A 22,740-nucleotide genomic window follows, 5' to 3' on the forward strand; every position below is an offset into this window, starting at 1 on the left:
GCCCTCACTGGGTCGGGCGCAAATCGTCCGGCAGGTACGCCGTATCGACGTATTTCGGCCAATCGACATCGCCCTTGAGCTGTCCGGTGATCCGAAGGCCTTCGACCATGTGGTTCATGCTTGGGTAGTCGAGCCGGCCGTTGCTCCAGTAATTTAGCTTGATCAGTTCGCGCACGTGATTGCGAAAGAGTTCGGCGTTCGGATTGTTGTACGCCTTCGCCGTGATATCAGCGGCCTCATCCGGGTGGCCGATCGCATAGGCCAGCCCTTCGCGGCGCGCCTTGATCAGGCCCTTGACGACGTCGGAATGCGCCTTGGCATACTCGGCGGTCGTAATCATCACTGTCTGCGTCATGTGCGGGTCGAGCACATCATGTACCATGAACAAAGGCTTCACCAGATCCTTGTGCTGGGCATAGATCAATTCATCCGAGAAGCCAGCATCGATCGCGCCGCTGCCGACGGCGGAGATGATGGCGCCCAGATCGCCGGCAGGCACGAGCTTCACCTGTTGCGGTGTCATGCCGCTTGCCTTCAGCGCCATCAGGATCAGCATGTTGCTGACCGAACCCGGCGACGTATAGGCAATTTTTTTATCGACGAGATCCTTGATGCCCTTGAGGGACGAATCCTTTTTCACCAGCCACATCTGGTCCGCCACCGACCAGGCGCCCGCGCCGATGATGATGAGTTTCTGACCGGCATTGATGGCTTGAACGGCAGCGGCGAGCGAGACTTCGCCAAAAGGAATGCCACCGGCCAACGTGTTGCGGACCGCCGTGCCTCCGCCGGCAGCCGTCAGGATGCCGGTGACGTCCACGCCATTCTTCTTGAAGAAGCCCTTCTCCATCGCCACCGCGTAGGGAACGCCATAAAACTGACCACCCCAGTGCGTGACCGTGATTGTTTCGGCCTGCACGCTTGAAAGGGTCCAGCCCGCGACAGCCGCAGCGAAAGCGAGGAAAACGCCAATCGGTCCAAGCCGGAGAAATCGTTTTCCCTGTGCCATCGCATCATCCTTTATGGGTTTGGGATTTCTGAATCGAGAGTTCGAAGATCAGCGCTGGCTCCCGCTCAGGCCATGGCGCTTTTCGAAAGCATGCACGGCGGGAAAGCCCATCAATTGATTCATTTCGGAGAACGGCAGCATCGGAGCCGGGCTGCCGGTGCCGATCCCATCGCTCTTCAGGTGGCCATAGACCAGTTGCAAGGCACCGGCCGCCGTCAAAAAGCCGGAGCCGGGATAGAGCGCAATCTTGAATCCCATCGCAGCGAGTTCGCTGGTCGACAGATACGGCGTGCGGCCGCCCTCGACCATGTTGGCCAGCAGCGTTGCGCCCTTGAAGGTTTCGGCAACGCGGCGCAACTCCTCAAGGCTCTCCGGGCTCTCGACGAACAGGACGTCGGCGCCCGCTTCGAGAAATCGCTCGGCCCTGCGCAGCGCCGCATCCAGCCCTTCCGCGTAGCGCGCATCGGTTCGGGCCACGATGAGGAAGTCGCGGCCTGGCCGCGCTTCGACAGCGACACGGATTTTCGCCACCGCATCGTCGGCTGGAATGACGCGGCGGAACTCGGTGTGGCCGCATTTCTTGGGGAATTCCTGATCTTCGAGCTGAATGCCGGAGGCGCCGGCCGAGGCATAACCGCGCACGGTGCGATCGACATTCAACAGCCCGCCGTAACCGGTATCGCCGTCGGCGAGAAACGGAAGGCTGGTGGCACCGGCGACGCAGCGGACGCGGTCGAGCATCTCGGTGAAGGTTGCGGTGCCGGCATCGGCCACACCGAGCGCTGAGGCGACGACGCCATAGCCGGTCATATAAAGTGCGTCGAATCCTGTACTTGCGGCAACTCTCGCGGAGATGCCGTCAAAGACTCCCGGAAGCGTCAGGCATCCGTCGCGTTGCAGCAGCGCGCGAAGCGATGTGGCTCCAGCCAAGCGATCCTCCCGTCATTACCTGGACGACGGCTCTTGAAGGCGGCCGCCTGTCCCTTGTTCTTTTTGGACCTGGAACTCTGGCGCGAAGTCGAGCCATAGCGCAAGGCCTCGATTGGTACGATCTGTCCGGCAAAAATCATTATCTCCGCTTGGCCATGGGCGAGCCGCGCGCTCGCGCCCGTCAACGCAAAGCAGTCGAGCTACATAGGCACGATCCAAATGCGCTTGACGGGGATCGACCCATTGGTCGATGCTGTGTGACCCTTCAATTTTCCTGCGCTACCTCGTTGTTATTGAGGCATTTTATGGTTGAGCGCATCCCCGGCTATTGCACGCTTTGCCGATCCCGCTGCGGTTCCATTACGGTTGTCGACAACGGGCGGCTCGTTGGCGTCGAAAATCTGCCGGGGCATCCGACAGGCGGCGCGCTCTGCGCCAAGGGTCGCGCCGCGCCCGAGATGGTGCACAGCCCGCGCCGCCTGACCAAGCCGCTCCGCCGGACCGCGCCGCGCAACGCCGCCGATCCGGGCTGGGTCGAAATCTCCTGGGACGATGCGCTGGACGAGATCGCCGGAAAGCTCTGCGGTATCCGAAAGGAGTCAGGGGCCGAAGCCGTCGCCTTTGCCGTCACCACGCCGAGCGGAACGCCGATGGTCGACAGCTTTGAATGGGTCGAGCGCTTCATCCGCTGCTTCGGCAGCCCGAACCTGATCTATGCTATCGAGATTTGCGGCTGGCATAAGGACTTCGCGCACGCGTTGACCTTCGGCCGCGGCATTGGCTTTCCCGACTATGAACAGGCCGACGCCATCGTGCTGTGGGGACATAACCCCGCTCGCACCTGGCTCGCGCAGGCAACGCGTGTTGCCGAAGCGCGGCGGCGCCGCGCGCGTGTTGCTGTGGTCGATCCCAAGCCGAACGGCTCCGGGCAAGACGCCGATATCTGGCTTCGGATTCGTCCCGGTTCTGACGGCGCGCTCGCAATGGGCGCCATCCGCCATCTGATCACGACAAAGTCGTTCGATACGGATTTCGTGGCGCGCTGGAGCAACGGTCCGCTACTGGTCGACACGCAGACCGGACGGTTCGTCCGCGCGACCGAACTCTGGGATGACCAGCCATCGGACGCTTTTGCCGTTCTCGACCACGCGGGCGAGCCACGCGCCTTCGATCCCCGCATGGCTGTGATCGAACCCACCAACTGCCAACTCGATGGCCGGGTCAAGCTCACGACCCGCGATGGCCGCGCCATTCCGGCCGCAACCGCGTTCTCGTTGCTCACGGAAGCTGCCGCGCCCTACACGCTCGACCACGTCGCTCAAACAACCTGGCTGGAAGCGCGCAAGATCACAGAGTTCTTTGCACTGTTCGAAAACAGCCCGCGCCTCGCCTATCACTCATGGACCGGCGTCGGACAGCACACCAATGCGACCATGACCGAGCGCGCGATCGGAACGCTCTATGCGCTCACCGGCGCGTGCGACCGGCCGGGCGGCAATATCTGGCAGGTGCCGCCGCCGACGCGCACGGTCAACGATTACTCTTTGCTGCCGAAAGAGCAGCAGGCCAAGGCGCTCGGTATCGGCGAATTGCCGCTGGGGCCGCCTGCCCACGGCTGGATCACGGCGCGCGATTTCAGCCGCGCCGTGCTGGAGGGTGAACCCTATCGCGTCCGTGCGCTGATGAGCTTCGGCACCAATTTCGTGGTTTCGCAAGGACAGTCATCCCGCAACCAGCGCGCCCTGCGCGAGCTCGAATTCCACGTTCACGTCGACATGTTCATGAATCCCACGGCCGAGTGTGCTGATATCGTGCTGCCTGCCAGCATGCCCTGGGAGCGCGACGCGCTGAAAATCGGCTTTGAAATCACGCAGGCGGCCGTTGAGACCATCCAGTTTCGCCCGCAGATGGTCCCTACGCTTGGCGCGTGCAAGGCGGATTATCAGATTGCCGCCGAGCTCGCGGTGCGGCTCGGACTCGCCAATCAATTCTTCGGCGGCGACATCCGCGCCGGCTGGAACTACCAGCTCGCGCCGCTCGGCGTAACGATCGATGAGTTGCGCCGGCATCCGACCGGAAAACGCTTCCCGCAAGCGTTCAGTCACAAGAAATACGCGCAGCAGCAGCCGGACGGCACGATCAGGGGATTTGCGACGCCGACCCGACGTGTCGAAATCTATTCGGAATTGATGCTCGATCACGGCTATTCGCCGCTGCCCGATCATGTGGAACCGGCCGAGAGCCCTCTTTCCGAGGCGCTCGACAACCGCTTCCCCTTCGTATTGACCACCGCCAAGAGCGGCTGGTTCATCCATAGCTCCCATCGCCACGTCGCCTCGCTCCGCAAGAAGACGCCGGAGCCGGCGGTCGAGATGAACGAAAGGCTGGCGGCGCAGCGCGGCCTCAAGGAAGGCGATTGGGCCATCGTCGAGACGGCTTCGGGAGAAGTTCGCCTGCGCGTGCGCCTCAATGAGGCGCTGGACGATCGGGTTGCCATTGCCGAGTTCGGATGGTGGGAAGATTGCCCGCCGCTGGGTCTCGATGGGATGAACCCGGCCGGATCGCTCACCTCGAACATGAACGATGCTTTGAGCGATGCCGCGCGCGATCCCGTCAGCGGCTCGGTGCCGCTACGCGCAACGTGCTGCGACATCCGCAAGGACGAAGCCGCAAGCCAAGGGCGCTGGACCGGCTGGCGCGCGTTCTCGGTCGCCGCCCTTCGACAACAAGCAGACGACGTCATAGAGCTCGAACTCGTGCCGCGTGATGGCGCCCCCCTGCCCGCATTCCGCCCCGGCCAACACATCATGCTGAGCCTGCCCGGCATCGATGTTACCCGCGCCTATTCGTTGACCGGTCGCAACGCCTGCAACTCCCTGTCGGTCGCCATTAAAAAGAGCAGCGATCCGTGCGATGGGGCCGCGCACCTTTCCGATCGACTCCATCGTCTCAACGCCGGCGATGAAGTCGCCGCCGAGATGCCACGCGGCGTCTTTACTCCGCCGCTGAACGGAAAACGACCACTCCTGTTCATTGCGGGCGGCATTGGCATCACGCCCTTTGTCGGCTACCTCGAAGCGCTGGCGGAGCGCGCGCCCGATGAGCGCGCCGCCAGGCTGCTGCTGTTTCACGGCTGCCGCAACGGCGGCGAGCATCCGTTCTCCGGCAGGCTGCGCGAGCTTGCATGCCAACTCCCGGAACTCGATTGCATCACCGCCTTTTCGGCCCCGCGCGCGCAAGATCGCTGCCCACAAGATTACGACTATGCCGGAAGGCTCGATCTTTCGCCGATCGATGCGATGCTGCCGCAGCGGCCGCTCGCCTACATCTGCGGCTCGCCGGATTTTACGTCCGCGTTGACGGCACAACTGATCGCACGCGGGGTACCGCGTTTCGATATCTTTACGGAAGCTTTTGCTTCGCCGCCGACGGTGCCGAAAACGCTGATGCCGCAGACCGTCCATATCGCCGGCAGCGACAAGAGCTTCGTCTGGGCACCTGAACTCGGAACCATTCTCGATGCCGCCGAAGCGGCGGGCTTTGCGCTTCCGAGCGGTTGCCGGGTCGGCCAGTGCGAAAGTTGTGCCATGCGCATCGTCGACGGCAACATTGCGCGCCTCGCCGCCGAGGACGGCGAAGCGGATCGATGCCTGACCTGCCAGGCCGTGCCGCTCTCCGAACTGACGCTGGCGCTCTGACGAAACGCCAGGAATCAGAGGAAACGACGGCCTATTTTTCTTGCTGCGGCAAACGCGTTGATTCTCGTCAGATTGTCAGTCAGTACCAGCTACAATGTCACTTGCCCTGCGCGTCCTTGATTGCTTCACGCGCGTTACGGAAGGACTCCATGCCAGCAGGGACGCCGCAGTAGACCGCGACCTGAAGCAGAACCTCCTTGATCTCCTCGACGGTGACCCCGTTCGTGAGTGCACCTCTGACGTGCAGCTTCAGCTCGTGGGTCTTGCCGAGCGCGCTCAGCATCGCGAGGTTGATGATGCTGCGGGTCTTCCGGTCGAGCCCCGGCCGCGTCCAACACGCGCCCCAGCAGAATTCGGTCGACCATTCCGCCATGGTGCGGGTGAACTCGTCTGCGCCTGCAATCGACTTGTTGACGTAGTCCTCGCCAAGCACTTCCTTGCGAACCTTGAGGCCTTTTTCGAACAGTTCGGTCTTGCTCATGATCAACCTTCCACTTTCTTGATATTTTCGGCTTCCTGATATTTTCGGCGCACCCGGGGCGAGTCGCCGGAGCCCAGTGCCTCCACACAGAGCGATTTCCTCGCATTGCCGCGCGATTCTAATCCGGGGCGCCATCTACTGTCGATGGCAAATTCTCCGGCTTGACAGATTGACAGACAATCTCAAAAGCTGGCGGACCGGTCCGCAAGGAAAGGCAAAAGGCCGCCGACGAGCGAATTCATCGATATCGATTTTGGCAGGCAAATGGGCTCTTATGGCTGTAAGTTGCGGAAATGCCGATTCTGCCGGTAAACCGCATGAGACCGGAACTGACCGAAGGCGCTCGCCAATGGACCGACGCACCGACCTGAAGTCCACCCTTCGCATCGAAGACGTCCCGACTGTGCGGACGATCGTCGCGCAAAAACTGCGCGAAGCCATCATGTCCGGCACGCTCAAGCCAGGGCAGCGGCTGGTCGAACGGGAACTGTGCGAGATGACGGGCGTGAGCCGCCCGTCGATCCGCGAGGCGCTGCGGCTCCTGGAAGCCGACGGAATGGTCAACACGGTGCCCCACCGCGGCCCCGCGGTCAGCACGATCAGCCTTGAGGAAGCCCGGCAGCTCTATGCCGCTCGCGCGGTGCTTGAGGGATTCGCCGGGCGCGAATGTGCGCGGCTGCGCGATCCCGCCGTCGCACGCAGGATGGGTGGTGCCCTCACCCGGTTGAAGGCAGCTTTTGCCTTTGCCAAGCCCGACATGATGGCAGCACTCGAGGCCAAGACCGACTTCTACGCAGCGTTGATCGGAGGGTGCCAGAACGTATTCGTCGAGCGGATGCTGAGGCCGCTGCACGATCGGATCACACTGCTGCGGATCACTTCGATGTCGCAGCCCAAGCGCATGAACAAGAGCCTGCGCGAGGTGACGGCGATCTGGCGCGCGATCCGGAGCGGCAACGAAGACCTCGCCGAACGCCGCTGCGTCGATCACGTGGAAGCCGCAGCGGTTGCCGCCCTCGACATGATCGAGCGATCGGCGGCTAAGGGCAAGGGATAGCCTTTCGACGGCAGAAATAACGGGTCTTGGCCATCAACGCGTTCGCCGAACGGCTATGTCTGAATGCTTCACCGTCATGTAGCGAAGCGCAAGCCGCGCCCTGAACTTCGAGACAAAGAATGCCGCAGCGCTCGCAAGGTCTCACAAGGTATTTTGGTTGCCGCCTTCCGGACGTCAGGCTGATTTCGGGGTCTGAAGCGCGTCGCGCAACGCATCCCCTGCGACACGTTTCAAGTCGTCGATCTTAACGATACCGGCCTGCGCTGCCTTCAGGAGCCTGTGAGCAACGAAAGCACGTGTTTCGTGATCGCCGCCATGGGAGAGTTTTTCGAAAACCTGCTCGAGCACAAATTCGAGCCGCGCCTTGAAACCGTCGCTAATTTTCATCGAAACTCGCAGCTCCAAAACTGACCGACGAACAGAACGACACGCGGTATGCTTCGGTTCCCAAAAATCCCGTTCTCAAATTAATATTAGCTCCACTTCACCCGCTCGGCGGCCGCGGCACGATCCCGCAGCGGCACCACCGGCACTCCTCGGCTGCGATCCCGAATTTTTCAGCCAAACCCGGCTTCCGGCACTGCCCAATAAATGGGAGAAAGGCGGCACAATTCAGTAAAGTCCTCCGTCAAATGATGATATGTCCGATCGAGCCGTCGCGCGGCATTGAGGAAGAAAAATAAAATGAGACTCGCAAGCTATCTCCGGAATGGCGCGCCGCAATACGGCGCGGTGGTGGGCACTGGCGTTGTTGATCTCAGCCGGCGGATCGGCCGCGACTTCCCGGACCTGAAGGCCTTGATCGCCCGCGATGGCTTGAGCGCCGCGCGGGACACGATTGCAGGCCAGGCTCCCGATCACCCCTTGGCAGAGTTGACCTTGCTGCCGCCAGTCGACACACCGGAAAAGCTCTGGTGCATCGGCGTCAACTACATGGACCGCAACGCCGAGTACAAAGACAGTTCCGACCTGCCGAAATATCCGAGCCTCTTCGTCCGCAATTCGTCTTCCGTGGTCGGTTCGGGACAGCCGATCGAAAAGCCGAAAGTGTCCGATCAACTCGATTACGAAGGCGAACTCGTCATCGTGATCGGCAAGCCGGGGCGCCACATTCCGCGCGAACAGGCATGGTCGCATATCTTCGGAATGACGCTCTGCAACGAGGGCAGCGTGCGAGACTGGCTGCGTCACGGCAAGTTCAACGTGACCCAGGGTAAGAATTTCGACCGGTCCGGCAGCATAGGCCCATGGATCGTCACATCCGACGAATGCGATCCGCGCGGCCCTCATGACATTGCCACCCGCGTCAACGGCGAGACGAGGCAGCAGGACACCACCGAGCGGCTGATGTTCCCGTTTGACTTCCTCATCGCCTATCTCTCGACCTTCGCAACGCTCAAGCCGGGCGACATGATCGCGACCGGCACGCCTACCGGCGCTGGCGCCCGCTTCGATCCCCCGCGCTGGTTGAAACCCGGAGACGTGGTCGAAGTGGAATCGTCGCGTATCGGCGTGCTCAGCAATGCGGTGGTTGCCGAGAAGTAGGCGCTATTCACCCGTCTCATCTCGACAAATCAGGACCGCTTTTTTCAAGGTAGCGCTGGAAACGCCGGTCCAATATGTAGGTTATTGGCGCAGAGGAACCCGAAGGCTTACGCCAGCCGCACGGCGGCCAATTCGGATTTCGGACGAATTTCGCGCAAACGGTGCGACAAGAGGCCTTAACCATGCTCGACTCCAAGGTTGCCGAAAGGAACAGAGAAGCGGAGACAGGCTTCGCCCCACACACCTCCCACTGGGGAGCGTTCTCGGCCCGGATGCGGGACGGCCAACTCGAAGTCAGGCCGCACGAAGGCGACCCGGATCCGAACGAGATCATCCAGAATTTCCCGGCCGCGCTGCATCATCGCGCGCGTGTCGCACGGCCGATGGTTCGAAAAGGCTGGCTGGAGAATGGACCGGGCGCAGACGAGCGGCGCGGACGCGATGAGTTTGTTCCGCTGTCCTGGGATGAGGCGCTTGACCTGCTCGGCAAGGAACTCGGCCGCGTGCGCGACTGCGCCGGGCCTGGAGCCACCTTCGGCGGCTCGTACGGCTGGGCAAGCGCCGGCCGGTTCCACCATGCCCAGAGCCAGATCCACCGCTTCCTGAATATTGCCTGCGGCGGCTATGTGAAATCGGTCAATAGCTATTCCTCGGGATCGTCACAGGTCCTGATCCCGCACATCATCGGCGACTACGAGGGCATGACCAAGCGCAACGTCACCTGGGAGCAGATCTCTGAGCACAGCGAAATCGTGCTCGCTTTCGGTGGGATGGCTTTGAAGAACTCGATGGTCGCCGGCGGCAGCATCAGCAAACACGTCGAGCGCGGCGCGATGCGGCGCGCGGCCGAACGCGGCTGCCATTTCGTGCTGGTCAGCCCCCTGCGGGTAGACCTGCCGGACGAGGCGAAAGCCGAGTGGCTCTCGTGCATTCCAGGCAGCGACACCGCGCTGATGATGGGGATCGTCCATACCCTCGTCGTTGAAGGCAAGCACGACCGCTCCTTCCTTGAGCGCTATACCGCTGGCTGGCAAATCTTCGAGCGGTATTTGCTTGGCGAGACGGATGGCCAGCCAAAGGATGTCGCGTGGGCGGCTACCCTCACCGGCGTCGCTGCTGACGAGATCGTGGCGCTCGCTCGCCGTCTCCACGGCAAACGCGCGCTCATCGTCGTCTCGCATTCGCTGCAGCGCGCCGAGCACGGCGAGCAGCCGGTATGGATGGGCATGGTGCTTGCGGCTGCGCTGGGACAGATCGGCTTGCCTGGCGGCGGCTATAATTATGCGCTTGGCGCGATCGCCTATTACGGGCGCCGTTACAATGCGGTGCCTGTGCCGACCTTTTCGCAAGGGAAGAACGGCGTGCGCGATTTCATTCCGGTCGCGCGCATCGCCGACATGCTGCTGCATCCCGGCGAGACCTATCGATACAACGGTCAGAGCAGAACCTATCCCGAGATCAAGCTGGTCTACTGGGCGGGAGGCAACCCCTTCCATCACCACCAGGACCTCAATCGTCTGCGCAAGGCTTTCGCACGCCTGGACACGCTGGTGGTCCATGAACTGGCCTGGACCGCAACGGCGCGCCACGCCGACTTCGTCCTGCCCTGCACGATGACGCTCGAGCGCGAGGACATCGGCGGAAACTCCAACGACCCATTGCTTGTGCCGATGCACTCCGTCGCCGCGCCCTATGGCGAGGCGCGTGACGACTACGCGATCTTCGCGGACCTTGCCGAGCGTCTCGGCGCGCGCGAGGCTTTCACCGAAGGACGTAGTGTGCGTCAGTGGCTCGAGCATCTCTACGAGCCGACCCGCGAGGCGCTCGCCGCGGCCGGACTGCCCGCACCGAGCTTTGCCGAATTCTGGGCCGGCAACGGCTATCTCCTGCCGCAGCAAGCCGATGACGGCGGATATCTGCGCGCCTTCCGCGACGATCCCAATGCGAATCCGCTGCCAACATCCAGCGGAAAACTGGAAATTTATTCGGAGACCATCGCAAGCTTCGGAGAAGCCGACTGTCCGGGCCACCCCGCCTGGCTCGGGCCGGTCTACGTTCCCGACAAGAGCACACCCTATGTGCTGGTCGCCAACCAGCCACGCACGCGGCTGCACAGCCAGCTCGATTTCGGCGGGCACAGCGGCGCTTCGAAGCACCGGGGCCGCGAGGTGGCAACCATGCACCGCGACGATGCGAAGTCGCGCGGCATTTCAGAGGGCGACATTATCCGCTTGTCCAATGAACGCGGTGCCTGCCTCGCGAGTGTTACCCTGACGGACGGCATTCGGCGCGGCGTGATCCAGCTTCCGACCGGCGCCTGGTATGACCCCGCCGATCCGCAGGAAGACAAACCGCTCTGCGTTCACGGCAATCCAAACGTCCTGACCCGCGACGTCGGAACGTCGGCGCTGGCCCAGGGCTGCACCGGGCAACTGACGACGGTTCAGGTGCAGCGTTTCGACGGCAACCTGCCGCCGATCCAGGCCTATGACCCACCGGCGGCGTCGTATGTTCCCGCCGCCTAGCCGGCCTGCCCCGACTTTCGACGGAAAGTCACGCTTTCGCTTCGACCGAAGTACGCCGCTTCGTTTTCACCGCAGGTCCTTCGCGAACAAGCGCACTCAATGCCCCTCGACCAGATAGGGCACGATATCCGTGAACCACGGCACGAAGGCGACCGCCAGCACGCCGGCGATCAGCACGATCAGGTAAGGCAGCATCGCTTTGGAGGTCGCTTCGACGTCCGCCTCGGCGACGGCACATGCGATATAAAAGCAGATTCCGATCGGCGGGATGAAGATGCCGATGCCCATCGCGAGCAACATCACCATCGCATAATGGATGCTGTCGATTCCGAGCTGCGCGGCGATGGGCAAAAGGAGAGGACCGAGGATGATCAGGACCGGAAGCCCCTCCAGCAGCGATCCGATCGCGATCAACAGGATGATCGAGCCGATCAGAAACAGGGTGGGACTATCGCCGACCGCATGCAGTAGGTGAATGAGCGCCGCAGGCAGATTTGCGACTGTCAGCGTCCATGCGAACGAACCCGCGCAAGCGATGATGAACAGCACCATTCCCGCAAGCAGGCCGCATTCGGCGGCAATCGCAAAGAAGTTGGCGAACCCGATGCTGCGGTAAACGACGATCGAGAGGGCAAGGCCATAGAACACGGCAACGGCTGATACTTCGGTGGGGGTCGCATATCCGAACTTGATACCGACGATCATGATCACGGGCATGATCAGGGGCAGGACCGCGCTACCGGTCGCCCGTGCGACTTCGCCCAGACTGGCGCGGGGAGCACGGGGGGTGTCGCGGCGCCATGCAAAAAAATAGATCGCAACCATCAGGAAAAGAGCGATGACCGCCGCCGGAAGGAGGCCCGCGATGAACAGTGTTCCGATCGAGATCGGGGTCACCGATCCGAGAACCAGCATGGCGATGCTCGGCGGGATCGTCTCGGACATCGCGCCCGCCGCCGACAACACGGCAGCGCCCTCTTCGGCGCGATAGCCTTGCCGCCTGAGTTCGCGCCGCAACACCGATCCGACAGCGACAACATCCGCCGCCTTCGACCCGGAAATACCGGAGACGAGATAGATGGTGACGACCACGACCTGCAGCAGTCCTCCGCGCAAATGGCCGACCAGCGCGGTCGCAAAGCGCACGAGCCGCAGGCTGATCCCGCCTTTCTCCATGATCAGCCCGGCCCAAATGAAGAATGGCAGCGTCAGCAGGATGAAATTGCTGGTGCCATCGACGGTATTTTGTGCCGCGGCGATCAAGGGCGCTGCGTCCGTGACCTGAAGAAAGAACAGCGAGCCGAGCAGCATCGAAAAGCTGACGGGCAAGCCCAGCAGGACAGCCGCGAAAAACAGCGGCAGCATGATGGTCAAACCGACGGCCATACCCGGTCGCGGAAGCGGACCTGTCGCGACGAATACCATGATTGCGACTACAAGCGGCGCCACGATGCAGACGTGACGCGCGCAGTGTTCGAACAGCAGCCGCTCAACCGAGAAGATCGCGATCAAGCCGAGCCCGACGTTGAAGGGCAGCACGATCCAGGCGTTGCTGATCTGCAGGATTGGCGTGTAGGCGGTCAACGCCACCTTGAACAGATCGAAAGAGACCCACAGCGTGATCAGGGTTGCGCAGAGGATGAAGGCATCCACCGCAGCAGCCGTCGCGTCGCGCAACCCGGGCGCAAAGAAGCGGGTTACGAATTGAATCGCCGTATGGTGACGCGCGCGATAGGCGAGCGCTCCTCCAAGGAACGCCACCGTCGTCAGGCAGAGCTTGGAGGCTTCGTCGGACCAGAGCAAAGACTCGGAAGATATGAAACGTATCGATATATCGGTGAGGACGACCGAAAGTTCGCCGATCAAGGCAGCGACGACCACGACGCGACCGGCAAGATCGATCAGGTCCAACGCTCGCCGGATGCCTTTCGCGAGTGCCCTGCTCTGCCAAATAACGCCGCGCCCGGAATCGGGCGCGAGCTCATGATGCGGGCTCGGGCCTGCCGCTTCTTCTGCGAGCGTCACGGACCGGTCCGTCGGTCAGGCCTTTTCGACCTGCTTGAGAACCGAGTCGAACAGCTCCGCGCCGATGACGTTGCGGAAGCTATCGTAGACGCTGTGCGTCTGCTTCCTGTAGGCAGCGCGATCCACCTCGAGAATGCTCAAGCCCTTCTGCTTGAGGAATTCACTGGTCTCCGCCGTCTTCTCGACCATGGTCTTGCGCCAGTCGGGCGTCAGCTCCGCCGTGGCCTCGCGCAAGCTCTCTTGCAGATTTTTCGGAAGCGAATCGAATTTCCGTTTGCTGACCATCAGCACGCCGGCATTGTAGACGTGGTTGGTGAGATTGACGACCTTGACGACCTCGTAGTGTTTCGCGGCCGGCAGCGAAATGATCGGCGTTTCGATCGCTTCGATCGTTCGCTGCGAAAGCGCAAGATAGATTTCGCTGAAATCGATCGCGATTGGATTGGCGCCCAGGGCGCGATAAGTGGCTGCGAAGATCGGCCCGGGCTGCACGCGGATCTTGATCCCTTGCATATCCTTCGGCTCCGGAACCTTGCGGTCGATCGTCGACGTCACGCGCCAGCCCCAGTAACCGTAGCCCAGCGCGTAGATGCCTTTCGGGGGCATCAAGTCGGCAAGCTGTTTGCCGGTCGAGCCGTCCAGAACCTTCTCTGCGCTGGCGAGATCGGGAAACAGGAACGGCAAATCCATTACCTGGAACTGCGGAATGAGCGTGTCGATAAATCCCGATGTGTGTGCGCACAAGTCGATGATACCGGTCTGCAGACCGGTCAGGATATTGAGCTGGCTGCCCAGTTCACCCGTGCCGTAAACCTGGATATCGATGGCTCCATTCGTCTTCTTTTTCACATTGTCGGCAAACCGGACGAGCACCTGGTAGAGCGGGTGCACTCGCGTGTCGGCCATCGTGAGCTTCAGCGTGTAGGCCGCGGTCTGGGCAAAACCCTCGCGAGCGAGATAAGGCAATGCGACGGCTTGACCCGCACCAATGGCGCCGGCCCTCAGCAGGGTGCGTCGGTTGATCATCGAACATTCCTCCGCGGTAGCCGCGAAAACGCGACCTCTTATTTTGATTTTGGCTCGTTCGCTGTACCCGTAGACGGTCAGGAAAAGCCAGCCCTAATCTTGATTTAGTGTCAGGATTTTCCTGAAAAATGAAGCCCCGCTTCCTTTCAACCTTCTGCTAAGTCGCCGGGCTCTAAAAGCCTGAACCGCGGCATACCGCCCCGGACCATCTGGCGCCGGGATCGGCGAGCAGATCCGGGCCCTGAAAAAGGGAGCTGGTCGCGATCGCTCAGAGATGTTTCCGCGCCGCGAGGTTTTTCATCAGCGCGGTCAGCCCAAAATTCCAATGCTCGCATTCGTCGCTTGGGCGCATGCGGTTGATGAGCTTGCCGAGCCTTGCCGCCTCGATCGTGACGACATCGTTGGGCTTGTGCGTGAAGCCCTGCCCCGCGACGTCGCGGTCTTTCACCGGCGCAAACATCGTGCCGAGGAATAACGCAAAGCCATCCGGGTATTGATGAACGGGCCCGATCGTCTGAGCCACGAGATCTTCGGGATCGCGGCTGATCTTGCTGATCGATGAATGCCCCTCGAGGACAAATCCGTCTTCGCCCTTCACCGTCATGTTCAAGTCCATCTTGCGAACATCGTCGAGAGTGAAAGTGCGGTCGAAAAGTCGAAGCAAAGGCCCGATGGCGCAGGATGCGTTGTTGTCCTTGGCTTTCGAGAGCAACAGCGCGGAGCGGCCCTCGAAATCGCGCAGATTGACGTCATTGCCAAGTGTCGCACCGACGACCTTGCCGCGGCTGGACACAACGAGCACGACCTCCGGCTCCGGGTTATTCCACGTCGATTTGGGGTGAAGTCCTGCATCCATGCCGACACCGACGGACGACATGACCGGCGCCTTGGTGAAGACCTCGGCATCGGGACCGATGCCGACTTCCAGATATTGGCTCCAGGCCTGCTGCGCGATCAGCACTTCCTTGAGATGCATCGCCTGTACCGAGCCCGGCTTCAGCTTCGACAGGTCATCCCCGACCAGCCGCACGACCTCGGCGCGGATGGCAGCCGCGGCAGCGGGATTGCCCCGCGCCTTCTCCTCGATCACGCGTTCCAGCATGGAGACTGCGAAAGTGACGCCGGCAGCCTTGAGCACTTGCAGATCGACCGGAGCGAGAAGCCAGGGCTTGGTCGGATCACGGCGATCAGGCGGCGTATTGCGGGCCAGTTCGTCAAGATCGCCGATCCTCGTACCCTTGGCCTTGCGAAGCGACGACGCCGGGTCGGCGTCCTCCGCCAAAGCGCTAACGGTCGGGAAGTCTGCCGTCACGTCGTAGACGCCGCCTTCCCGGACGGCGACAACTGACGGACCTTGCTCGGACGGCAACCAGACCCGGCCGACCAACGTCCCACCGGTGCCGTCATCCGGCAGGATCGATGCAGCATCAAGCGATATCACGCGCGCTTCTCCCGTTTCATCGTTCGCGACTTTCGTTGTAAACGATTTCAGAGCGGGAGGACAAACCCGAAGAAAGCGCGTATCGTCTGCGCTGCATCAATAGCAAAGGGCCGCATCAACGCGACCCGATAGAAAAACGGGAGGATCCATGAAGAAAACCCTCGGGGGATTTGGCATCAACCGCCGGACCTTGTTGACGGGCGCCGCGGTTGGCGCCGTGCAACTTGCGACCCCATTCGTGATCACCGCGCGCGCCGCGGAATCCGTCAAAATCGGCCTCCTGCTACCGAAGGCCGGCCCCTATGCGGTGCAGGGTGAAATCGGCCACCAGGGCGCGCAGATCGCGATCGACGATTTCAGCGGCCACGTGCTCGACCGTCCGATCGAATTGGTGTGGCTCGATGAGTCGTCGCCGCAATCCACACAGCAGAACATGCACAAGCTTCTGGAGGAAGAGAAGGTCGTCGCGGTTCAGGGCGGCGTGTCCAGCGGCGACGTGCTGGCGATCATGCCGGTCGCGGAACGCGCACAGAAACTGCTCATGGCGAGCGGCCCGAACGCCACCGAAATTACAGGCAAGAATTGCAGCAAGTACACGTTTCGTGTCGATCTGCCGAACAAGGTCACGGTCAACGCCGTCTATCCCTTGCTGAAGCAGCGCGGCAAGAAGTGGTACTTCGTTGTAGCATCCTATGCCTGGGGCATCGACGCCTACAACCAGATGAAGGAGGTTGTGGTCAAGGACGGCGGCAACGTGGTCGGCTACGACCAGGCGCCGCTCGGCACCACCGACTTCAGCTCATACCTGCTCAAGGTGCGTCAGGCCAAGCCGGATGTGGTCTATGTGGGCCTCGGCGGCACAGACCTCACCAACTTCCTGAAGCAAATGAAGGAAATTGGCCTCACCAATCAGGTGGCGTTGTCGTCGCCGATCGTGAATGACACCGATCTATGGGCTGCCGGCCCCGAAGCTGCTTTCGGAACCTATCCGAAGATCTGGAACTACACCGGCGCGCACCTGACCAAGCGCGGCACTGAGTTCGTGGAAGCTTTCCGGAAGAAATACAACCAGCCGCCGGAATCTGAAGGATGGCAGGACTGGTTCGCCATGACGTCGATCCTGACCGCGATCAAGGAGACCAAGTCGACCGACACGCCCAAGCTGGTCGGCTTCCTCGAAGAGCACAAGTTCGAAGGCTACAAGGATACGCCGATCTTCTTCCGCAACTTCGACCATCAGCTCGTGCAGCCGTTGCTGGTCGCGCAGGTGAAGGAGAAAATTACCGACAAGTACGACTATTTCGACATCAAGAGCGAGTATCCCAAAGACGCAGCCGCCCTCGCTGCAGCCTACGGAACCCAGGCAGAGATCGGCTGTACCTTCAAGAGCTGACGGAGCCTGCTTTCCTCCCTTCTGACGAGCGCGGCGACCACATCCCGCCGCGCTCGTCGTCATCCTGGCAGCGGTATCGATCCACATGACCGAGCTGATCATCTCGCAGGTCGTCAACGGCCTTGTTCTGGGCTTTCTCTACGTCCTGATCGCCATTGGACTTTCGATCATTTTCGGAATGCTCGGCATCGTCAATTTCGCGCATGGCATCTACTTCGCGCTGGGCGCCTATTTTGCGCTGACGCTGCGGGACAGCCTCGGCCCATGGTCCATCTTTCTCGCGCCGCTCGGCGTCGGCATTGTCGGCATCCTGATCGAGATGACGTTGATGCGGCCGCTCTACGGCAAGGAGCCGCTGCTCGGTCTCTTCATGACTTTCGGCATCGCGCTGTTCGTCGAAGAACTGATTCGCACGATCTGGGGCGCAACGGGCCACCCTTTCAACGCACCGGCGTGGCTGTCCGGCTTCATCATCTGGGGACCTGTGCTGGTCACAAAGTATCGCCTGTTCGTACTTGTCCTGACCGTGCTGATCCTGCTCGCGCTCTGGCTGTTCCTGCACGGAACGCGCTACGGCCGCATCATTCGCGCCGGCAGCCGCGACCCTGAAATGGTCAGCATGCTCGGCATCAACCTCAAGCGCGTGTTTACCGCCGTCTTCGGGCTTGGGACGGCGGTCGCCGGCATCGCCGGCGTGCTCGCTGCACCGCTTTGGAGCGTGGTGCCGTCGATGTCGGAGTCCGCGATCATGCCCGCCTTCGTCGTCGTCACCATCGGCGGCCTCGGCAGCTTCGGCGGCGCGGTCATCAGCGGACTTCTCGTCGGCGTTTCGGTAGCGTTGTCGATCCAGTTCTGGCCGGCGGCGTCCACTGCGGTGATGTATGCGCTGATGATCCTGATCCTTCTCATTCGACCGCGTGGCCTGCTCGGCGAAAGCTGGGAGCGCTTTGAATGAAGTTCGTGACCAAGGTCCTGCTGCACCCTATTCTGGTGGCCGGCGTGGTTTTCGCCGTGCTGCCCCTCGTTCTGCCGCTGGTCGGCTCCTCCGCGAGCCTGGCGACCGAGATCGCGATCTACGCGCTCTATGGTCTCGGTTTCAATCTGCTGCTCGGCTACACCGGACTCGTCTCTTTCGGCGCGTCGGCCTTCTTCGGCGCCGCGAGCTACGCGGCTGGCCTGTCGATGCTGTACTTCTTCGACAACATCTACCTGTCGATCATCTTCGGCACCGTGACCTCAGCCGTACTCGGCCTCGTCATCGGCTTGCTCATCCTGCGCCGCCGCGGCATCTACTTTTCGTTGCTGACGCTCGCCTTTACCCAGCTCTTTTATGAAATCGCGTTCAAGTGGACCGACGTCACCGGCGGCGAAAACGGCCTGCAAGGCATCTCACGCAACAGCCTGCTTTCGCCCCTCGCCTACCATTACTTCGTCGTCGCCATGGTGTTGTGCGGCATGTACGCGATCTGGCGTATCGTCCATTCGCCGTTCGGCCGCGTCCTGCAGGCCATACGCGACAACGAGCAGCGCGTCCGCTGCCTTGGCTACGATACCAAGCGCTTCAAGCTGATCGCCTTCGTGCTGTCGTCGACCTTCATCGGGCTCGGCGGAAGCCTGCTCACCTTCATGATCCAGAGCGTCTACGCGGATAATCTCAACTGGCAGCACGCCGGCGATCCCGTGATGATGACGATCCTTGGCGGCATCCACCATTTCCTCGGGTCGAGTTGGGGCGCGGTGATCTTTCTCACGCTCAGCGACAAGCTCAGTTCCTATACGGAGCACTGGTGGCTGATATTCGGCCTGATCCTGATCGCCTTTATCCTGCTGTCGCCGGAAGGCGTCTCGGGCATCTGGATGCGCCTGAGAGGCCGTGGCGACCGCTGGACGCTCACCGACGAGGCGATTCCACCTCCGGGCAAATTCACCAGCCTGCTCGATATCGAATCGGTAGCTTCCGTCGCGGCCGATGCTCCGGTGCTCGAGGTACGCGGTCTGTCGAAACGGTTCGGTTCTCTCGTCGTGGCGGACAAGATCGACCTGACGGTGAAAGCGCGCACGCTGCACACCATTATCGGCCCGAATGGCGCGGGCAAGACCACCTTCTTCAACATCCTCACCGGCCTGATGTCGTTTGAGGGCGGCACAGCCAGCTTTCTCGGCCGCGATATCACCCACATGGAGGCGCACAAGCGCATCGACAGCGGGCTGGCCCGATCGTTCCAGATCGTCAGTGTGTTCAAACATCTGACCGTGTTCGAGACCGTGCGGGTCGCGGCGCAGGCGCGCTCGCCCTACCGCACGTCGTTGTGGCGCGATGCGTATCGATTGCCTGATGTTTGCGAGAAGGCATGGGCGCTGCTGGCCACCGTCGGCCTCGTCGATCGCGCCCACGAACGCTGCGCCAACCTCGCACATGGCGAGCAGCGTCTCCTCGAGATCGCAGTGGCGCTCGCGACCAATCCGGAACTGCTCCTGCTTGACGAGCCCCTCGCCGGCCTTGGCGACGCGGATCGCGAACGCATCGGAACGCTGATCCGCAACCTGTCCCGCCATCACACGGTGCTGCTGATCGAGCACGACATCGATCGCGTGCTGTCGCTATCCGACCAGATCACGGTGTTCCACCAGGGTCACGTCATTGCCGAAGGCGAGCCTTCGAAGATCGCCAACGATCCTGCCGTGCTCGAAGCCTATCTCGGCCGCCACGGCGCCCGCCGCTTGCAGCCGGCAGCCGCGACCGTGTCGCGAGCCGACCGGTCGCGGCTGCTGACGCTGAAAGGAATTGGCGCCGGTTACAACACCAGCGACATCCTGCAGAACGTCGATCTGGAAGTCCGCGAGGGCGAAGTCGTCGCTTTGCTCGGCCGCAATGGCGTCGGCAAGACCACGACGCTGATGACCATCATGGGGCTGCTCAAGCCGAGCCGCGGCACCATGACTTTCGCAGGCCACGACATCGCGTCGCTGTCGCCGGATCAAGTCAACAAGCGCGGCATCGCCATCGTGCCGGAAGGCCGGCGCATCTTCCCGAACCTCACGGTGGACGAGAATCTGACGCTCGCCCAGCGCGACGGCGGCTGGCCGATGGAGGAGATCTATGGGTTGTTCCCGAAGCTGAAGACGCGGCGGGACGCCAGGGGCGAGAACCTCAGCGGCGGCGAGCGACAAATGCTTGCGATCGGGCGGGCGCTGTGCGCCCCGCAACGCCTGATACTGCTCGACGAGCCTTTCGAGGGTCTTGCGCCGTCGGTTGTCGCCGAGGTGCTCGCCGCGATCGAGCAATTGCGCGACAAGACCAGCATCCTGCTGGTCGAACACAAGGTTGACCTCGTTCTCGACTTTGCCGATCGGGCTTACGTGATGGTCAACGGACAGATCGCCTATACGGGCGAAAGCCGTGCGCTTCGCGATGATGTGGAAACCCAGACGAAGTTCTTAGGCGTCGGATAATGCCGGCTCCCGGGCCGCCCTGCCAAAACGTCCATCTCTTCACCGCGCGCCTGAGCAATCTTTCAAGAACCCCTCCCCTGCAATCTCACCGTAACTTTCGGCGTACTGTCCGGCGCGATGCGGCCACGAAACATCGGTCGACATGGCGTTCGTTTGCAGCGCTCGCCATGCCGCTTTGTCGCGAAATACGGAGAGCGCTCTGCGCAACGCCGCTGATAGCGCCGTTGCGGTAACCGGCCTGAATTTGAAGCCCGTGTTCTGCCCCCTGCTCCCCGGCCGCAACTCCGGGCGGGGATGAGTGGTTCCACATCCGCCCGCGATGGCGCCTGAAGGCCCGTGTTTCGGCGTTCAACCAATCGCGCGATGGCTTTGGGCGACATTCAGGCTTGGCTTGAATTGGAAGCGCCGCGCAGGGAAGCGATCCGCATTACCTTTGGAAGGCGCGGCCTATGCGAGCGGCGCGGCAATTTCGCACGTGAGCCCTTTAGCGCGCCAATCAAAACGCACCTCGCCCCCGAGTTGGCCAATCATATTTTCCATAATGCGCGTGCCGAAGCCGCGGTGCGTGGGCGGCGTGACGGTCTGCCCGCCCGACTCGATCCAGCGCAAATTGAGCCGACCGTCTGCCGTACGGGACCATGCTATTTCAACGCAACCATCGGCCGCCGATAGTGATCCGTATTTTGCCGAGTTGGTCGCGAGTTCATGCATGAAAATCGCGACCGCCTGAGCCGTATTCGGCTCCAGCGTCAGGGCTGGACCGTCAATTCGCACACGCGCCTCCCTCACCCCGCCGCGGTAAGGCAAAAGCTCCTGTGTGACCAAGCTGCGAAGGTCGGCTCCCGTCCAGCGCGACTGCACGAACAGTGCGTGAACCTTTGCGAGGGCATCAATGCGCCCTTCGATGAGTTGCTTAAGATCATCGGAGTTGTCGGAATGAGAAAGACGCACCGTCGCCAGCACGGTGGCCAGGATGTTTTTTGTTCGATGCTCGGCCTCGCGCGCGAGATTGACGATCTGCGCCTCGCTCCGCTTGTGCTCTGTTATGTCGCGAGCGATTTTCGATGCGCCGATGATTTTGCCTTGAGCGTTTCTGACCGGTGAAACGCTCAGCGAAATGTCAATCAGACCCCCGTGCTTGCGCCGCCGAACCGTCTGGAAATGTTCGACGCTCTGGCCGCGTCGAATCCTGCCCATGATCACGTCTTCGTCGTTTTGATAATCGGGCGGGATCAGAACCGCGATCGGCTTGCCAATGATTTCCTCGGCGAGATAGCCAAAAATGCGCTCCGCGCCGCCGTTCCAGCTCGTGACGATGCCATCGAGGTTTTTGCTGATGATTGCGTCGTTGCTTGATTCGATGATGGCGGCGAGCTGCAGCGCCGTCTCCTCATTGCGTTTGCGCTCCGTGATATCCTGGAAGCAGTTGACGGCGCCGACTATGTTGCCACCGCTATCCTTGATTGCCTCGATGTCAACGAGCGCGATGCCACGCAAACCGTCAGGTCGCTCGATGTGCACTTCCTGTTCGCGCACGGAAATACCGGTACGCAGTACGTCCGCCATGGGGCATTGATGGTGCGGAAGCAGACTGCCGTCGGGGCGGAACATTCGATACGATCCGCAGAATCGTTCGGCAGGATCGCCCAGTTTGGGCGACCGGCCCCATAGTTCGGCTGCGCGGCGGTTGTATCGAAGAACAAGGCCGCCCCGGTCGCAAACATAAATTGCAAACGGCAGTTGCTCAAACAGCCGCCCGGGCACTTCGAAGGCCTCATCGTCGTCACGCAAACCAAGGGCGACGCCGGCAGCGATGGCGACCGTATCCAACTCGATGGAGGTTTCCAGGGGTTCGGCCTGAAAGGCGCGTGGTGTATCCGAAGGTACATTGCTCATTGTGCAATAACCGAAACTGAACGTGGCAATTTGAGTTCATTGGAGTTTGGTCAGGGTCGGGCCTTAGGCCAATCACATAGGTTAAACGGTCGCCCTCCGGTTCCTTGGAACACCGACGCGGCACTAGTCGCCCGATTCACTCAGATTGATGGGTAGAGGTGCTTGAGTTTGATCCGGGCATTGGGAGTTGTGAAGTGCCAGTTGGCCTTGGTGTGGTTGGCATTGCGGTCGTGCTCCCAGGCGGCGATTTCCTCGATGAGG

General features: G+C 61.7%; 15 protein-coding genes and 1 pseudogene. 7 read left to right on the top strand and 9 right to left on the bottom strand.

Features of this window, described 5'->3' with window-relative positions; genetic code table 11:
* Nucleotides 1-4 precede the first annotated feature (4 nt).
* Both M6D32_RS10340 and M6D32_RS10345 read right to left on the bottom strand, forming a co-directional pair.
* Complete coding sequence (locus M6D32_RS10340) at nt 5-1,009, bottom strand: ABC transporter substrate-binding protein (RefSeq protein ID WP_298255803.1); 1,005 nt, start codon at nt 1,007-1,009, stop codon at nt 5-7.
* Between the two features lie 48 nt (nt 1,010-1,057).
* Complete coding sequence (locus M6D32_RS10345) at nt 1,058-1,939, bottom strand: isocitrate lyase/PEP mutase family protein (protein WP_298255804.1); 882 nt, start codon at nt 1,937-1,939, stop codon at nt 1,058-1,060.
* A gap of 305 nt (nt 1,940-2,244) precedes the next feature.
* Here M6D32_RS10345 and M6D32_RS10350 point away from each other — a divergent pair, with 305 nt between their 5' ends.
* A complete protein-coding gene (locus M6D32_RS10350) occupies nt 2,245-5,637 on the top strand; it encodes a molybdopterin-dependent oxidoreductase (RefSeq protein ID WP_298255805.1) in 3,393 nt (1,130 codons plus the stop codon).
* A gap of 97 nt (nt 5,638-5,734) precedes the next feature.
* Here M6D32_RS10350 and M6D32_RS10355 read toward each other — a convergent pair whose 3' ends face one another.
* Nucleotides 5,735-6,118 (bottom strand): carboxymuconolactone decarboxylase family protein, encoded by a 384-nt coding sequence (locus M6D32_RS10355; protein WP_298255806.1) that lies wholly within the window; start codon nt 6,116-6,118, stop codon nt 5,735-5,737.
* A 349-nt stretch (nt 6,119-6,467) separates the two neighbouring features.
* Here M6D32_RS10355 and M6D32_RS10360 point away from each other — a divergent pair, with 349 nt between their 5' ends.
* Nucleotides 6,468-7,175, top strand: coding sequence for a GntR family transcriptional regulator (locus M6D32_RS10360; protein WP_298255807.1), 708 nt, complete (start codon nt 6,468-6,470; stop codon nt 7,173-7,175).
* Nucleotides 7,176-7,349: 174 nt separating this feature from the next.
* On the opposite strand, the gene M6D32_RS10365 is transcribed toward M6D32_RS10360, so the two are convergent.
* Entirely contained in the window at nt 7,350-7,562 is a 213-nt protein-coding gene (locus M6D32_RS10365) for a hypothetical protein (protein ID WP_298255808.1), read from the bottom strand.
* Nucleotides 7,563-7,859: 297 nt separating this feature from the next.
* Here M6D32_RS10365 and M6D32_RS10370 point away from each other — a divergent pair, with 297 nt between their 5' ends.
* Both M6D32_RS10370 and M6D32_RS10375 read left to right on the top strand, forming a co-directional pair.
* Entirely contained in the window at nt 7,860-8,720 is an 861-nt protein-coding gene (locus M6D32_RS10370; RefSeq protein ID WP_298255809.1) for a fumarylacetoacetate hydrolase family protein, read from the top strand.
* A 182-nt stretch (nt 8,721-8,902) separates the two neighbouring features.
* Nucleotides 8,903-11,245 carry a molybdopterin guanine dinucleotide-containing S/N-oxide reductase gene (locus M6D32_RS10375; RefSeq protein WP_298255810.1) on the top strand — a complete coding sequence of 781 codons (2,343 nt, stop codon included), beginning with the start codon at nt 8,903-8,905 and terminating at the stop codon, nt 11,243-11,245.
* A gap of 96 nt (nt 11,246-11,341) precedes the next feature.
* Here the strand turns inward: M6D32_RS10375 and M6D32_RS10380 are convergent, their stop codons facing one another.
* The 3 genes from M6D32_RS10380 to M6D32_RS10390 form a co-directional block, all read right to left on the bottom strand.
* Nucleotides 11,342-13,270 (bottom strand): TRAP transporter large permease subunit, encoded by a 1,929-nt coding sequence (locus M6D32_RS10380; protein ID WP_298255811.1) that lies wholly within the window; start codon nt 13,268-13,270, stop codon nt 11,342-11,344.
* Nucleotides 13,271-13,285: 15 nt separating this feature from the next.
* Entirely contained in the window at nt 13,286-14,296 is a 1,011-nt protein-coding gene (locus M6D32_RS10385) for a TRAP transporter substrate-binding protein (protein ID WP_298255812.1), read from the bottom strand.
* A gap of 268 nt (nt 14,297-14,564) precedes the next feature.
* On the bottom strand, nt 14,565-15,737 hold the full coding sequence (locus M6D32_RS10390) for a fumarylacetoacetate hydrolase family protein (protein ID WP_298255813.1): 1,173 nt from the start codon (nt 15,735-15,737) through the stop codon (nt 14,565-14,567).
* A gap of 148 nt (nt 15,738-15,885) precedes the next feature.
* Between M6D32_RS10390 and M6D32_RS10395 the strand changes: the two genes are divergently transcribed.
* The 3 genes from M6D32_RS10395 (at nt 15,886) to M6D32_RS10405 (ending at nt 20,583) form a co-directional block, all read left to right on the top strand.
* On the top strand, nt 15,886-17,130 hold the full coding sequence (locus M6D32_RS10395) for an ABC transporter substrate-binding protein (RefSeq protein ID WP_298255814.1): 1,245 nt from the start codon (nt 15,886-15,888) through the stop codon (nt 17,128-17,130).
* A gap of 85 nt (nt 17,131-17,215) precedes the next feature.
* Nucleotides 17,216-18,085: a branched-chain amino acid ABC transporter permease gene (locus M6D32_RS10400; RefSeq protein WP_298255815.1), complete on the top strand. Its 870-nt coding sequence runs from the start codon at nt 17,216-17,218 to the stop codon at nt 18,083-18,085.
* Complete coding sequence (locus M6D32_RS10405) at nt 18,082-20,583, top strand: ATP-binding cassette domain-containing protein (RefSeq protein WP_298255816.1); 2,502 nt, start codon at nt 18,082-18,084, stop codon at nt 20,581-20,583. The genes M6D32_RS10400 and M6D32_RS10405 overlap by 4 nt, the downstream gene beginning before the upstream one ends.
* Before the next feature lie 447 nt (nt 20,584-21,030).
* Here the strand turns inward: M6D32_RS10405 and M6D32_RS10410 are convergent, their stop codons facing one another.
* Nucleotides 21,031-22,479 (bottom strand): PAS domain S-box protein, encoded by a 1,449-nt coding sequence (locus M6D32_RS10410; RefSeq protein WP_298255817.1) that lies wholly within the window; start codon nt 22,477-22,479, stop codon nt 21,031-21,033.
* A 140-nt stretch (nt 22,480-22,619) separates the two neighbouring features.
* A pseudogene (locus tag M6D32_RS10415) lies at nt 22,620-22,740 on the bottom strand (IS630 family transposase); the annotation flags it as partial.

The organism is Bradyrhizobium sp., assembly GCF_027307225.1.
Taxonomy (GTDB): domain Bacteria; phylum Pseudomonadota; class Alphaproteobacteria; order Rhizobiales; family Xanthobacteraceae; genus Bradyrhizobium.

Excerpts from the sequence above, each read along its gene's own strand:
- M6D32_RS10340 (WP_298255803.1), bottom strand. The coding sequence starts at position 1,009 with ATGGCACAGGGAAAACGATTTCTCCGGCTTGGACCGATTGGCGTTTTC.
- M6D32_RS10350 (WP_298255805.1), top strand. The coding sequence starts at position 2,245 with ATGGTTGAGCGCATCCCCGGCTATTGCACGCTTTGCCGATCCCGCTGC.
- M6D32_RS10355 (WP_298255806.1), bottom strand. The coding sequence starts at position 6,118 with ATGAGCAAGACCGAACTGTTCGAAAAAGGCCTCAAGGTTCGCAAGGAA.
- M6D32_RS10360 (WP_298255807.1), top strand. The coding sequence starts at position 6,468 with ATGGACCGACGCACCGACCTGAAGTCCACCCTTCGCATCGAAGACGTC.
- M6D32_RS10365 (WP_298255808.1), bottom strand. The coding sequence starts at position 7,562 with ATGAAAATTAGCGACGGTTTCAAGGCGCGGCTCGAATTTGTGCTCGAG.
- M6D32_RS10370 (WP_298255809.1), top strand. The coding sequence starts at position 7,860 with ATGAGACTCGCAAGCTATCTCCGGAATGGCGCGCCGCAATACGGCGCG.
- M6D32_RS10375 (WP_298255810.1), top strand. The coding sequence starts at position 8,903 with ATGCTCGACTCCAAGGTTGCCGAAAGGAACAGAGAAGCGGAGACAGGC.
- M6D32_RS10385 (WP_298255812.1), bottom strand. The coding sequence starts at position 14,296 with ATGATCAACCGACGCACCCTGCTGAGGGCCGGCGCCATTGGTGCGGGT.
- M6D32_RS10395 (WP_298255814.1), top strand. The coding sequence starts at position 15,886 with ATGAAGAAAACCCTCGGGGGATTTGGCATCAACCGCCGGACCTTGTTG.
- M6D32_RS10400 (WP_298255815.1), top strand. The coding sequence starts at position 17,216 with ATGACCGAGCTGATCATCTCGCAGGTCGTCAACGGCCTTGTTCTGGGC.
- M6D32_RS10405 (WP_298255816.1), top strand. The coding sequence starts at position 18,082 with ATGAAGTTCGTGACCAAGGTCCTGCTGCACCCTATTCTGGTGGCCGGC.
- M6D32_RS10410 (WP_298255817.1), bottom strand. The coding sequence starts at position 22,479 with ATGAGCAATGTACCTTCGGATACACCACGCGCCTTTCAGGCCGAACCC.